Here is a 12,946-nt window from a genome sequence, read left to right as displayed (position 1 = left end):
CCCGAAGAAGCGGGCACACTAGCGCCATCTGCGCTCATGTGAAGCCTTAGTTACAAACGCTACCAGCTTGCCGCGGCCTGAGGGAAGAAATCCGGGAACCTTGCGCGCCGCGCTGTATTATGGCACTGAAGCACTATTCGCCAACCGGGGACCGGCCATGAGCAACCAGAGCAAGCCCGTTTATCTCAAGCTGCGTGATCAGATCGCGGCTGCAATCATCGACGGGCGCTATCGGGAAGAGGAAATGCTTCCATCGGTCCGTGCTCTTGCAGCCGAACAGGGCGCCAATCCGCTTACGGTCGCCAAAGCGTACCAGCAATTCCAGGCCGACGGACTGGTGGAAGTCCAGCGCGGCGTCGGAATGTACGTGGCGCGCGGTGCCGCAGAGAAGCTGCGCAAGCGCGAGAAAGAGTCCTTCCTTGCTGAAGAGTGGCCGGAAATCACCGCGCGTATCAGGCGCCTCGGCCTCAAACCGGACGAGCTGCTGGCCGCAGTTTGAGGTCCGAATGTCCCGCTAAGCTACGGGCGGGTATTAACAATTGCTATCTTATCAGGGTTCTGGCAGGGTTTGCCTTGTTGTGCAGGGGGTCAGGCATGACGCAAGGGCGCATAGAACAATCTGCATCGCGCGGGGGCGCGATCGAGGGAGCCTGAAAAATGATTCGATCCGAACTTCTTGCTGCGCTGGCAGACGACAATCCGGACCTGCGCCCTGAAGAGGTCGAACAGGTAGTCGATATCTTCTTCGAAGAACTCGCACAGCGCCTTTCCGAAGGTGGCCGCGTCGAACTGCGTGGCTTCGGCGCCTTCTCCACCCGTGAGCGCCAGGCGCGACAAGGACGTAACCCGCGAACAGGCGAGATGGTCGATGTTCCCGCCAAGCGGGTGCCCTACTTCAAGCCGGGCAAGGACATGCGCGAGAAACTCAACAAGAACTAACCGGGGCTGGCGTTGCCTTCGCGATTGCGGGGGCCGATGCTTCGTTCTAGGCACCCTCGCCAGACGTGCGGGTGTGGCGGAATGGTAGACGCCGGGGACTTAAAATCCCCTGTCCTCTGGACGTGTGGGTTCGAGTCCCACCACCCGCACCAGATCCCTGACATCGCTGCATACGCATAGTGGCTGCCATTTGCGCAACGCCTTTATCCAGGTGTTAATACCTATGGCCCTAATAGAGCACTTCAAAGGGGCGCTAAGCCAAGACTCATTCCGGCTAACAGGGGACTGCCGGGTTCTTGGGAGAATTTCTGAGCATGGATTACACATCGGGCATCGGTACGCGTGCCGAGACTGGCTATGTCGATAGTGAGCAGCGGGGTGCGCCGCGATACACATCGCTCATCAGGTCTGCCAAGCTGGTTTGCGGGCAGGGAGAATTCCTCTGTGTCGTGCGGGACGTGTCATCTACGGGCATCTCCCTCCGCGCGTTCCATAACCTGCCGACCGACCCGACCCTCGCGCTCGAATTGCAGAACGGCGAGTCTTTCGAGATCAAGCAGGTCCGTTCTACCGGCCTTGAAGGCAGTTACCGGTTCGACAAGCCGGTGGTGGTGGAACGCCTCGTCCATGAGACCTGGAATTTCCCCAAGCGGCAACTGCGCCTCAACATCACGATCCCGCTGACGATTTCTTCCCTTACCCAGAAGGCTGAGGCGGTCACTCTCAACATCTCGCAGCAGGGCGCACGGATCGAATGCGACAGCGTCTTTGCGCTGGACCAGACTGTGCGCGTGGAAGGTGAAGGCTTCCCCGAAACGCAGGCGAAGATCCGGTGGCGCAGGGATTCCAACTATGGTCTCGTGTTCGAGAACACCTTCTCGCTGCGCGAATTTGCGCTGATGGCCGCGTCGGTCCAATGCCCGACCATGCTGCAGGCGCAATAGCTTTTCAGCCGAGCGAATGCACGGTCCGAAAGAACTATTTTAACGAATAGCTAACCATTCTCATTCACTTCCGGCTATAGAGATGCCGGGGGTTTCAATGAATAGTGTCAACACGCCGCTCAAAGTCGACGTAGCGATTATCGGGGCGGGGCCTGCCGGCCTGACCGCAGCGTATCTGCTGACCAAGCAAGGCAAGTCCGTTGCCATGATCGAAAAGGATCCGACTTATGTCGGCGGGATCAGCCGGACCGTGGAGCACGAGGGCTATCGCTTCGACATCGGCGGGCACCGCTTCTTTTCCAAGAGCTCGCAAGTCGTCGACATGTGGAACGAGATCCTCGGCGAGGACGATTTCATCCAGCGCCCTCGGATGAGCCGCATCTATTACGAGGGCAAGTTCTACAGCTATCCCCTTAGGGCTTTTGAGGCTTTGTCCAACCTCGGCGTCCTGCGCTCGACGGCCTGCATGGTCTCCTACCTTCGCTACAAGCTCTTCCCGATCAAGGAGGTGAGAAGCTTCGAGGACTGGACCACCAACCAGTTCGGCAAGCGCCTCTATTCGATCTTCTTCAAGACCTACACCGAGAAAGTGTGGGGCATGCCGTGTGACGAGATGAGCGCAGACTGGGCGGCGCAGCGTATCAAGGGCCTGTCGCTCTGGAGCGCTGTTGTCGATGGTCTCAAGCGCAGTCTCGGCCTCAACAAGAAACCCAATGACGGTATGGCGACCAAGACGCTGCTGGAAACCTTCCGTTACCCGCGCCTTGGCCCCGGCATGATGTGGGAGGCCGCGCGCGACAAGGTCCTGGCGAGCGGCCACGGCCATCTCTTCATGGGTCACGAACTCTCGCAGCTCTCGGCCAATGGCAAAGGGGGCTGGCGCATGAGCGCGCGGGGCGATGGCGGCGAGGTCGTTATCGAAGCGGACCATGCAATCAGTTCCGCCCCGATGCGGCAGCTGGCAAAGCGTCTTCACCCGCTGCCGGAAAGTACGATCCAGGCCAACGACCTCAAGTATCGCGACTTCCTCACCGTCGCGCTCATGGTCGAGGGCGAGGACCTCTTCCCCGACAACTGGATCTACATTCACGACAGCAAGGTCCAGGTCGGCCGCGTCCAGAACTTCCGTAGCTGGTCGCCGGAAATGATCCCCGATGCGGACATGGCGTGCGTCGGTCTCGAATACTTCTGCTTCGAGGGCGACGGGCTCTGGTCGATGGACGATGCGGACCTGATTGCCTTGGCAACCGATGAAATGGAGACGCTTGGGCTGGTGGATCGAGACAAGGTCAAGAGCGGTGCAGTCGTCCGCCAGGAAAAGGCTTATCCCGTTTATGACGAAGATTACGCCCGTAATGTCGAGGCGATGCGGGCCGAGCTGGAAGCGAAGCACCCCACTCTCCATCTCGTCGGGCGCAATGGAATGCACCGCTACAACAATCAGGATCACGCGATGATGACGGCCATGCTCACCGTCGAGAACATCCTGGCGGGCGAACGGATCTACGACACCTGGTGCGTCAACGAAGACGCGGAATACCACGAGGCGGGCGACGAAGGTGCGGAAACATCTCTGCCAAACCGTTCGCTAAGCGCCGATCAGGCTGCGGCACTGGCCTCGGTCCGCGATGTGCCGGAGCGGGTCAAGAAATCCGCCTGACCATCAATTGAGCGGGCTTTTCCATCGCATTTTCCGGTGGCGGCTGGCCCGCTACATGGTGGCGAGCCTTGCCGGCACCATTGTCGATCTCGGCGGCTTCCTCTTGCTGTATGCGAAGGGCGTGGCGCCGGTCGGCGCTGCGACCGCAAGCTACATTCTGGGTGTAGCGATCCACTGGATCGTATCGAGCCGCTTCGTGTTTGCCGATCGGCTCGCAAGGCCGGGCATGGCGCGGGGCACCCAGCAATTGCTCTTCGTGCTATCGGCCCTCGCCGGTCTTGCAATCACGGCAGGCATTGTCTGGTTCGCCGGCGAGGTCGATGTCGATCCCCGGATTGGAAAACTGGTGGCGATGGGCGCAAGCTTCCTTGCCGTCTGGACTATCAGGCTGCTGTTCGTGTTTCGCCCCAATTGATCCTGGTATTACGTCAAATGTCTGGCGCCCGTGCCGAATTTGCGTTTTATTTACCATGATTTGCGAAACAGGCTTGCTACACGAACGTGCGGCGCCGATCGCGATGGGGGGCAGATTGATCGAATTGCTGGCACGGCTGAGGGATGTCCGTCTGGTCCGCTATGGATTGGCGAGCATCGGTGCGCTCGCAATCGATATGGCGTGCTTCCTGCTCCTCCTTGCCGCAGGATTGGCCTCTCCTGTCGCTGCTGCTGCCGGCTATACCATAGGAATTCTCGTCCATTGGGTGCTCTCAAGCCGCACGGTCTTTCATGACGGTGTTGCAAGTCGCGGAGAAGGTCGCGGGCGTCAAAAGGCACTGTTTGTTGCCTCGGCCCTGATCGGACTGGCACTGACGACTCTCATTGTCTGGCTTGGCGAATTTGGCAGGGTCGATCCCCGCATAGCCAAGATCATCGCGATTCTGGTGAGCTTTACGGTAACCTATCTGCTGCGCAAATCGGTCGTATTCGGCCGCGCGCTCCGCTGATGACGACCGACCGCCGTTTGCGAGTGGATAAGCATCCGGTCGGCTGGGTGCTATTGATCTGGGCGCTAGGGATCGCGCTCCTCACCGCCCTCGCTTTCTCCTACATTGTCGAACGACGTTTCCCCGGTCCCGACGATGTACTTCGACTTGTTCAGGTGCGCGATCTGATAGGTGGGCAGAATTGGTTCGATCTGCAGCAATATCGAATAAATCCTCCCGACGGCGTAGCCATGCACTGGTCGAGATTGGTCGACATCCCGCTGGCGCTGGCCATCCTCGCGCTGACGCCACTGGTCGGGGTTGGAATGGCGGAGTGGATCGTCGCTCTCTTGGTGCCTCTTTTCATCCTCCTTGCCATCCTGATGGTCGTTTCGCGCCTGGCCTGGCGCCTTCTGGGCAGGAACGAGGCGGTCATGGCCGCCATCGTGCTCATCCTATGGTCAAGTTTCCTGATGCAGATGCAGCCTCTCAGGATCGACCATCACTCATGGCAGATCCTCAGCGTTGCAGTCGCCGTATGGGCCATTTCGTGGCGGAAACCGGTCAGCGGCGGGGCAGTGGCAGGCTTTTCCATGGGACTTGGGGTGATGATCTCCCTCGAAGTCTTGCCCCTGGTCGCAGGTTTCGGGCTCATACTCGCGCTGCGCTGGATGAAGGACCATCGCAATCGGATGTGGCTGACCAGTTACATGCAGGCACTGGCGCTAACTATCTTCATTGCCTTTGCCGGGACGAGGGGGTTGCCAGGACCTTCGCTATTCTGCGACACGATTTCCATTCCGCACGTCGGTTTCTTCGTGATCGCGGCGCTTGGCACTGGGGCGATTGCCACACTTCCGCGCCTTCCTTTGATCATGCTTGCGTTGCTCTTCGCAATCGTCGGTGCGCTGGGCGTCGGCTTTGTCGCTTTTACCGAGACCCAATGTTTCACCGCACCCTTCGGTGTGCTCGATCCGTTAGTGCGCGACCACTGGTATTCCAATGTCATGGAAGGAATGCCGATCTGGAGACAGGAGACTGCTGAGGCACTGAGGGGCGGGATGCAGATGCTTGTCGGATTGGGCTCGTGCCTGGCCCTGATCCTGCGAAAGCGAGATTGGCTCCGCAGCTGGTGGATCGAATACTTCCTTCTCCTCCTGATCGCCTGCCTCGCCTGTGTTGCGACATTCCGTTCGCTCTATTTCGTGGCGGTGATCGCGGCTGTTCCCACCGGATGGGCCGCGAGTCGCGCGATTGGCTTGATCCGCAATGGAAGTTCCTTGCCCATTCGCGCGGCAGCACCGCTGCTGGCTTACTATATCTTGCTGCCGGGCGGGATCGTGACGATCGGCGCCGAGGTTTTCGGGAGTGAGGATAGCCAGTCGCTGGCTTCAGCGGAGGACGATATCCTGCAATTAAGAGAATCCGCATGCGATCTGGGTCGCAGCACTAGCGGACTTGCAGCGCTTCCTCCTGCCACCATCTTTGCCCCACTCGATGTAGGTCCGTTCATCCTACTCAACACGCCGCATTCGGTCGTGGCGAGCGGCCATCATCGAGCCAATCTGGCAATGCGTGACGTGATTGCTGGCCTGATCTCGAAACCGGATGAATCGCGCCGGTTGGTGGAGCGCCATCGCGCCGACTATGTCATTATTTGCACCGACATTGCCGAACCTCATGTCCTCGCCAGCGTGGGTGGCGACGAGAGCCTGGCTGCGCGGCTTCTGAGTGACAGGCCACCCGCCTGGCTTGAGCGAGTCGACCTCGGAACGCCTGACGCCCTTCAGGTCTGGCGTGTAAATCGCCAGCCCTGAGGATCAGGCCGGACGAAAATCCATCGCCACGCCATTGATGCAATGACGCTTACCCGTCGGGCGCGGACCATCGCTGAAGATATGGCCCAAGTGTCCGCCGCAGTCGGCGCAATGCACTTCCGTGCGGGGGTAACCGAGCTTGAAATCCCGGCTGGTGCCGACGGCACCCTTGTCGATCGGCGCCCAGAAACTCGGCCAGCCGGTTCCGGAATCATACTTGGTCTTGGAACTGTAGAGCGCATTGCCACAGCCTGCGCATACGAAGACCCCGGCGCGCTTTTCCGCGTTGAGGGGGGATGAATAGGGCCGTTCGGTACCTTCCTGCCGCAGGACGTAGAATTCGCTCTTGGTCAGCTTGCCGCGCCATTGGGCCTCACTCAGCGAGACGGGGAAGCTCTTGGCCTCGGCCCGGCCGGACCCGCAGGCCGCGAGAGCTGCAAAGCTGGCTGATGCACCGATCCAGCCGAGAAAGCCCCGGCGCGAAGGTAGGTTGGTCATGGCGTAGTTCCGTTTCATGCGCGCACGATAGACCTGCGCACCTGAACTTACGCTTGAAACGGCAGAAAGGTTACGAAGCGCTGCGGCGCATCACCGTCAGAATTCGGTGATTTCGACCTCGAGCTTGCGGAACCCATGGACGAAGTTCGCCCGCACGCGCTCGATGTCGCCAGCCACGTGGACCCGCATGCGGCGCTTGTGCAGTTCTTCGAGCAGGACACGCAGCTGCAGTTCGGCCAGGCGGGCACCGACGCAGCGGTGGATACCGTAGCCGAAAGCGATGTGGCGACGGGCGTTCTCGCGTTCGATGTCCAGCTTGTCGGGGTTTTCGAACACCTGCTCGTCGCGGTTGGCGCTCAGATACCACAACACCACCTTGTCACCCTTCTTGATCTGCTTGCCGAAGACTTCGGTGTCTTCGGTGCAGGTGCGGCGCATATGCGCAAGCGGGGTCTGCATGCGCAGGATTTCCTGCACTGCGTTGGGGATGAGGTCGGGGTTCTGTTCGAATTTCTTGCGCTGGTCGGGGTTCTTGTCGAGCTGGTAGATAATCCCGCTCATCGAATTGCGGGTCGTGTCGTTGCCGCCCACGATCAGCAGCACCAGATTGCCCATGAATTCCTCCGGCCGCATCTGGTTCATCGCTTCGGAGTGGATCATCATGGAGATGAGGTCGTCGCCCGGCTCCTTGTCCATCGTGCGTTCGACCCAGAGCGACTGAAAGTAAGCCCCCATCTCGTGGAGGAAGCCCCAGCGCATCTCGTCAAGTTCGCGCACGCTGGCAAGTTCGGTATCACCCGACCAGTCGGACCAGAAGGTCAACAGGCGACGGTCTTCCCAAGGGAAGCCGAAAAGGATCGCAAGCATGCCGGTGGTCAGTTCGATCGAGACCTTGTCGACCCAGTCGAAGACTTCCCCGCGCGGTAGTGAGTCGAGCAATTCGCCGGTGCGCTGGCGGATTTCGCCTTCCATTTCGGCCATGCCGCTCGGCGTGAACTTGGGAGCGACGGTGCGCCGTTGGCCCGTGTGCTGCGGCCGGTCCATGGCGATGAACATCGGCAATTCGCGCCGGTCGACACCGCTTTCGGCCAGCTCTTCTTCGGTAAGGCGGTTGAGGATCGTGATGCCGCCATATTCCCAGCTGGACGAGAAGATCTCGGGCAAGGCTTCGATATGCTGGATCGCCTTGTGCTGCACGACTGCCCAGTATGGGCCGAACGGACTGTCCTCGATGTAGTGCAGAGGCCCGGCTTCGCGCATCTCCTTGAAGATCGGCTGCCAGGTGTTCTCGTAATAGATATCGCTCCGGCTGACGTCCCACTTGTGCGTATGCTGGAGCCGCTGTTCGGGATGCTCTTCGAAGTGCTTGGTCAGCGCTTCGTAGGCGGTCGGGCTCGAACGGACTTCGGGTCGCTGCGGGGCGATGGTGGCCATATCTCTCTCCGTTTTGGCGTACTCTTTGCGAGTCTCTGCCGTTATACTCTGCGGCGCATCCTGAACTAACTGACATATGTGTCAATAGTGCGTTGCAAAACGGAACTTAAGTCGCCCCCCCTTTCGCAAGATTGCATCAATGCGACGCAATTACGGGCGAGCTGCCTTGCGCAGCGAAAAGCGAGGCTTCGCCTTGCCGCCGCCGGTACCCGATTTCATAACCAGCTTGCGGAACAGGCCAGAGCCCGTTTTCACGAAGATCGCGACCCAAAGCAGCTGCCAGGCAAGTGCTGCGGCGTGGGTCCAGAGAACGGGCGACTGTGCTGCGCGGGCAACCATCGCATAAGGCGATGATACCGGGAAAAGCACCGCGAAGATTTCCGCCGCCGAGCCGGGATCGCTGAGCGAATAGGTGGCGAGGAAGAATACGGCCAGTTGCAGGATTGTGGCTGGCATCGACAGCGTCTGCACATCGCGCACGGTTGGAGCCATCGATCCGATCGTGAGGAAGATCGAGCCGATCAAAAGATAGGCCGTGGCGAAATAGGTCACGAACAGGACCACGAACAGCGGCCAGCCGACGGCAGGCTCCGGTATCGGGCCGAGCGCGGCGCTGCCGAGGGTCAGGACCAGCAGCGCAATGCCGCCCCAAACCGCGATGCCGACGAAACTGACCGCCAGCATTGCGAAAAGCTTGCCATAGAAAACAGCTTCCATCGGAATGGCCGCAGCAAGGATTTCGATGATCTTGTTGGCCTTCTCCTCGACGAGGTTGGAAAGGACCATGCCGGCCAGAAGCATCGTCAGGAGGAACAGGAGCGTGATCGCCCCGGTGGCGGTTGCCGTCTGGGCGCTACGGATTGTCGCGACGCTCGTTTGCGTCGGCGAGAGGTTCACTTCCGGCAATTCTGCACTCGAACCGCCTAGCGCCTGCGCCGAGAGCAATGAGACCTCCCCCTGCCAACGTGCGATCCGTTCCTCGGTACCCGTCAGTTGCGGGTTCTCTAGCGACCCTGTCAGGACCGCGCCGAAATTGTCCGATTTGTCGGCAAGCAATTCGGCCGCGTCTCTCTGGTCGCTGTCCGGCACTGTCACAATCGCTGGCAGGCCCACCGCTTGTGCCAGATGCTCGTGCGCCCTTGCGAAGGCGGCGTTCTCGGCATCGGACAGTGCCACCGCGAGCTTCGGCGGATCGGAACTCTCTGCAGCCTTGGCGCCGAGCGCGCCTGCCGTTGCGCTGATCGCTCCGAAGAAAATCGGGCCGAGCAGGAAGAAGAGGAATGCCTTGGAGAACAGGATTGCCCTGAAATCCCGCCGCGCCATGACCAGCGCCGCGCGCCAGAGCGGGAGCCTGCTTGCATTGTCGCTCATGCCACATCTCCTGCCGCGTCTTCATCGAGTGCGCGCGCTGCCGCCTCACCGGCGATCTCCACGAAGGCATCGTGAAGTCCGGCCCGTTCAATCGAAAGCGAGAGAATGCCTGCGCCTCCCTCTATGAGCCGTTTCAGCAGCTCTTCGATTCCGCTCTCGGGCACGGGGAAATACCAGAAGTGGCCACCATGCGCTTTCGCATCGTGGCGAGCGTCGTCGGGAAGAGCAGAGCGCCATTCCCCGCCGCCATTGGCCGTCTCAAGTCGCACCTGAGCGGGAATGCGATCGCGTGCCGTGTCGACCGATCCGGCATAGGGTACCTTGCCGCCTGCGATGATCGCCACGTCGTCGCAAAGCCTTTCAGCGTGGTGGATGACGTGAGTCGAAAAGATCACGGTCGTCCCGTCGTTCGCCAATTCGCGGATCATGCCTTCGAGCTTGCCCTGGTTGATGGCATCGAGACCGCTGAAGGGTTCGTCGAGCACAACCAGTTTCGGCTTGTGGACCAGGCTTCCGAGCAATTGCACCGTCTGCGCCATGCCCTTCGACAACTGGCGGATCTGGCGATCAATGGCGTGGCCCAGGCCATGGGCCTCCATCATCTCGCGCCCGCGCAGCTTGCCTTCTTCGACAGGGAGGCCACGCAAGGCACCGAGGAAACCGATGGCTTCATCGCATTTCATCGCCGGGTAAAGCCCGCGCTCTTCCGGAAGGTAGCCGATTAGGCGCGCAATCTCGTGTGGACGCTCGTGCCCGAAAACGCGGCGCGTTCCCTCATCCGGATCGATAATGCCCAGCAGCATTCGAAGAGTGGTCGTCTTGCCTGCTCCATTCGGTCCGAGGATGCCGTAGATCGCTCCTTCCGGCACGCTTATATCCACACCATCGACTGCGAGCGTGTCATCGAACCGCTTCACCAGTCCTCTCGCTTCGATGGCAAGTGAGGGCGACGTGTCGTTCAGGGGTCGCGGCTTGGCGTTCGGCTCGGTAAGCATGCACCAGCGTTAACCGCGCCGAGTGAACGGGAGCAACAGCAAGTTTGGTTAAGGACCCCTCTTTGAAGTCCCTCCAGGACGATCTCCGCAGGGAAGCACAGTCGCTGGGCTTCGCGGCTTGCGGCTTCACCTCTGCGGGCGAGGACCGCACGCGCACCGAAAGGCTCGAAGAGTGGTTGGGCGAGGGCAAGCACGGCTCGATGCAGTGGATGGAGGCCCGAAAGGAGCAGCGCGCCTATCCGCAGGGCCTGTGGCCGGAAGCGCGCAGCGTGATTGCGCTAGGCATGAGCTATGCTCCCGATGTCGACCCCCTGGCGCTTGAGGGCGATCCCGATAAGGCGCGGATTTCGGTCTACGCGCAGGGACGCGACTATCATGACGTTGTGAAGAAGGCGCTCAAGGCCTTGGCGCGCTGGCTCATCGAAAGGGAGCCGGACAGCGAGCTCAAGGTATTCGTCGATACGGCTCCGGTGATGGAAAAGCCCCTCGGAGAAGCAGCCGGCATCGGTTGGCAGGGCAAGCATACCAATCTTGTCAGCCGCGAGCATGGCAGCTGGCTGTTCCTCGGTGCGATTTACTCGACACTGCCGTTCGAGCCCGATGCGCCGGGCAGGGATATGTGCGGGTCGTGCCGCGCCTGTCAGGATGCCTGCCCTACCGTTGCCTTCCCGTCACCCTACCGGCTCGATGCGCGTCGGTGCATTTCCTATCTGACCATCGAGCACAAGGGCCAGATTCCCGGTGAATTTCGCGAAGCACTGGGCAATCGGATTTACGGCTGCGACGATTGCCTCGCGGTTTGTCCATGGAACAAGTTTGCGGACACCGCGCACCGGCATCTGAAGCTTGCGCCGCGCGAGGAATTGCAAGCCCCCGACCTCGCGCACTTCCTTGCGTTTGACGATGCAGGGTTTCGCCAATTCTTCTCGGGCTCGCCGATCAAGCGGATCGGGCGTGACCGCTTCGTGCGCAATTGCCTTTATGCCGCAGGAAACAGCGGGAATGCGTCGCTGGCTCCCCTGGTGCAGGCCTTGCGCAATGACCCCGATCCCGCGGTAAGTGATGCGGCCGATTGGGCGGCCGCGCGGCTCAGCGCATCTCCTTGAGCGGGACTTTGGTGTCGGCGAGCAGGTCAGCATCGACCTCCGCCCTTGCTTCCACCAGCTTGCGGCCTTGCGCGTAATCGCGGGTATTGTTGACGCAATCGAGCGCGATGACGCAGCCTTCTTTCAAATAGATCATGGCGAACTTCCGGTCGGCAGGATCGCCTCGCAGGACGCAGGCATCGTGGCCGGTGGAAATGCCAACGGTCTGCAAGCGCAGGTCGTACTGGTTCGACCAGAACCAGGGGACGGCGTCGTAATCCTGCTTGTCGCCCATGATCGCCTTGGCCGCGACGGTTGCCATGTCGTTGGCGTTCTGGACCGACTCAAGCCTTATAACCGCGTTATCGGCATAGGGATTAGGATGGGCTGCGCAGTCGCCGATCGCGTAGATGTCGTCGAGCGACGTGCGGCAATATGTATCGACGTCGACCCCGTTGCTGCCTGCCGCGCCTGCCGCGATCAGCGGCCCGACCGATGGCACGATGCCGATCCCTGCAATCACGATGTCGCAGGTAAGGGTCTCTCCCGTGGTCAGGGTCACACCGGTAACGCGTCCGTCGTCGCCTTCGATGCGTTCCAAACCCGTCTCGAGCCGGAGGTCGACCCCGTGGGCGCGATGTTCGGCGGCGTAAAAGCCCGACAATTCCGCTCCTGCAACCCGCGCGAGGACGCGGTCCTGCATCTCGATTACGGCAACGTCGCAGCCGAGCTTTCGCAAAACGGCAGCAGCCTCGAGCCCGATGTAGCCCGCGCCCACGATGACCGCTCGCTTGGCACCGCCTTCCAATTCTGCCTTGAGTGCATCGGTGTCACGGCGTCCGCGGATAGTATGGACGCCAGCCAGATCCGCACCCGGGCACGACAGGCGCCGGGCATCACCGCCACCGGCCCAGATGAGCTTGCGATACGTCACCTTGGTATCGTCGGACAATGCAATGGTGTGCGAACGCGGATCGATCTCGTTCGCGTTTGCGCCAAGGCGCAGCGTCACGTTGCGATCGGCCCAAAACTGTTCCGGCCGGATCAGGATTTTCTCGAAGGGCTTTTCGCCCGCCAGATAATCCTTCGACAATGGTGGGCGCTCATAAGGCGGGTTGCGGTCACGGCTAACCATGAGGATCGTATCCTCATGCCCTGCCTGGCGTAGCGCGATTGCAGCCTGCGCTCCGCCATGGCCCGAACCCACGATGACGACGTCGTAATGCTCCATGACGCGCAGGGCTGGCGCTAAACTCTCACGCGGTCAAGCATTCCCGCGT

The 12,946-nt window shown here is 60.8% G+C and carries 13 protein-coding genes and 1 tRNA gene; 9 read left to right on the top strand and 5 right to left on the bottom strand.

Annotated features, from left to right (window positions below; genetic code table 11):
- Window positions 1-157: 157 nt before the first annotated feature.
- The 8 genes from GRI34_RS10360 (at window position 158) to GRI34_RS10325 (ending at window position 6,283) form a co-directional block, all read left to right on the top strand.
- On the top strand, window positions 158-499 hold the full coding sequence (locus GRI34_RS10360; protein WP_160595859.1) for a GntR family transcriptional regulator: 342 nt from the start codon (window positions 158-160) through the stop codon (window positions 497-499).
- Between the two features lie 158 nt (window positions 500-657).
- On the top strand, window positions 658-939 hold the full coding sequence (locus GRI34_RS10355; protein WP_160595858.1) for an integration host factor subunit beta: 282 nt from the start codon (window positions 658-660) through the stop codon (window positions 937-939).
- A 67-nt stretch (window positions 940-1,006) separates the two neighbouring features.
- A tRNA-Leu gene (locus tag GRI34_RS10350) sits at window positions 1,007-1,091 on the top strand.
- 162 nt (window positions 1,092-1,253) lie between these two features.
- Window positions 1,254-1,883 carry a PilZ domain-containing protein gene (locus GRI34_RS10345; RefSeq protein ID WP_160595857.1) on the top strand — a complete coding sequence of 210 codons (630 nt, stop codon included), beginning with the start codon at window positions 1,254-1,256 and terminating at the stop codon, window positions 1,881-1,883.
- 97 nt (window positions 1,884-1,980) lie between these two features.
- Window positions 1,981-3,543: an NAD(P)/FAD-dependent oxidoreductase gene (locus GRI34_RS10340; RefSeq protein ID WP_160595856.1), complete on the top strand. Its 1,563-nt coding sequence runs from the start codon at window positions 1,981-1,983 to the stop codon at window positions 3,541-3,543.
- A gap of 7 nt (window positions 3,544-3,550) precedes the next feature.
- Complete coding sequence (locus tag GRI34_RS10335; protein WP_234028207.1) at window positions 3,551-3,958, top strand: GtrA family protein; 408 nt, start codon at window positions 3,551-3,553, stop codon at window positions 3,956-3,958.
- A gap of 103 nt (window positions 3,959-4,061) precedes the next feature.
- On the top strand, window positions 4,062-4,487 hold the full coding sequence (locus GRI34_RS10330) for a GtrA family protein (RefSeq protein ID WP_160596491.1): 426 nt from the start codon (window positions 4,062-4,064) through the stop codon (window positions 4,485-4,487).
- Between the two features lie 23 nt (window positions 4,488-4,510).
- Entirely contained in the window at window positions 4,511-6,283 is a 1,773-nt protein-coding gene (locus GRI34_RS10325) for a hypothetical protein (RefSeq protein WP_234028206.1), read from the top strand.
- 3 nt (window positions 6,284-6,286) lie between these two features.
- On the opposite strand, the gene msrB is transcribed toward GRI34_RS10325, so the two are convergent.
- The 4 genes from msrB to GRI34_RS10305 all read right to left on the bottom strand — a co-directional run bounded on the left by msrB (window position 6,287) and on the right by GRI34_RS10305 (window position 10,581).
- The gene (gene msrB / locus GRI34_RS10320) at window positions 6,287-6,781 is read right to left on the bottom strand and encodes a peptide-methionine (R)-S-oxide reductase MsrB (RefSeq protein WP_160595853.1); all 495 of its coding nucleotides are present in this window, start codon (window positions 6,779-6,781) and stop codon (window positions 6,287-6,289) included.
- Between the two features lie 96 nt (window positions 6,782-6,877).
- Window positions 6,878-8,215 carry a cytochrome P450 gene (locus GRI34_RS10315; protein WP_160595852.1) on the bottom strand — a complete coding sequence of 446 codons (1,338 nt, stop codon included), beginning with the start codon at window positions 8,213-8,215 and terminating at the stop codon, window positions 6,878-6,880.
- Between the two features lie 150 nt (window positions 8,216-8,365).
- On the bottom strand, window positions 8,366-9,586 hold the full coding sequence (locus tag GRI34_RS10310) for an ABC transporter permease (RefSeq protein ID WP_160595851.1): 1,221 nt from the start codon (window positions 9,584-9,586) through the stop codon (window positions 8,366-8,368).
- On the bottom strand, window positions 9,583-10,581 hold the full coding sequence (locus tag GRI34_RS10305) for an ABC transporter ATP-binding protein (RefSeq protein WP_160595850.1): 999 nt from the start codon (window positions 10,579-10,581) through the stop codon (window positions 9,583-9,585). Before GRI34_RS10305 ends, GRI34_RS10310 begins: the two co-directional genes overlap by 4 nt.
- Window positions 10,582-10,643: 62 nt before the next feature.
- On the opposite strand from GRI34_RS10305, the gene queG reads away from it, so the two are divergent.
- The gene (gene queG, locus GRI34_RS10300) at window positions 10,644-11,687 is read left to right on the top strand and encodes a tRNA epoxyqueuosine(34) reductase QueG (RefSeq protein WP_160595849.1); all 1,044 of its coding nucleotides are present in this window, start codon (window positions 10,644-10,646) and stop codon (window positions 11,685-11,687) included.
- Here queG and GRI34_RS10295 read toward each other — a convergent pair.
- Window positions 11,671-12,897: an NAD(P)/FAD-dependent oxidoreductase gene (locus tag GRI34_RS10295; RefSeq protein ID WP_160595848.1), complete on the bottom strand. Its 1,227-nt coding sequence runs from the start codon at window positions 12,895-12,897 to the stop codon at window positions 11,671-11,673. The two genes, queG and GRI34_RS10295, sit on opposite strands and share 17 nt — an antisense overlap.
- Window positions 12,898-12,946 lie beyond the last annotated feature (49 nt).

The sequence above is a fragment of the Qipengyuania aquimaris genome, from assembly GCF_009827445.1.
Taxonomy (GTDB): Bacteria; Pseudomonadota; Alphaproteobacteria; order Sphingomonadales; family Sphingomonadaceae; genus Qipengyuania; species Qipengyuania aquimaris.
Note: the sequence above shows the minus strand (reverse complement) of the source record. Positions and strands in the feature narration are given on the sequence as shown.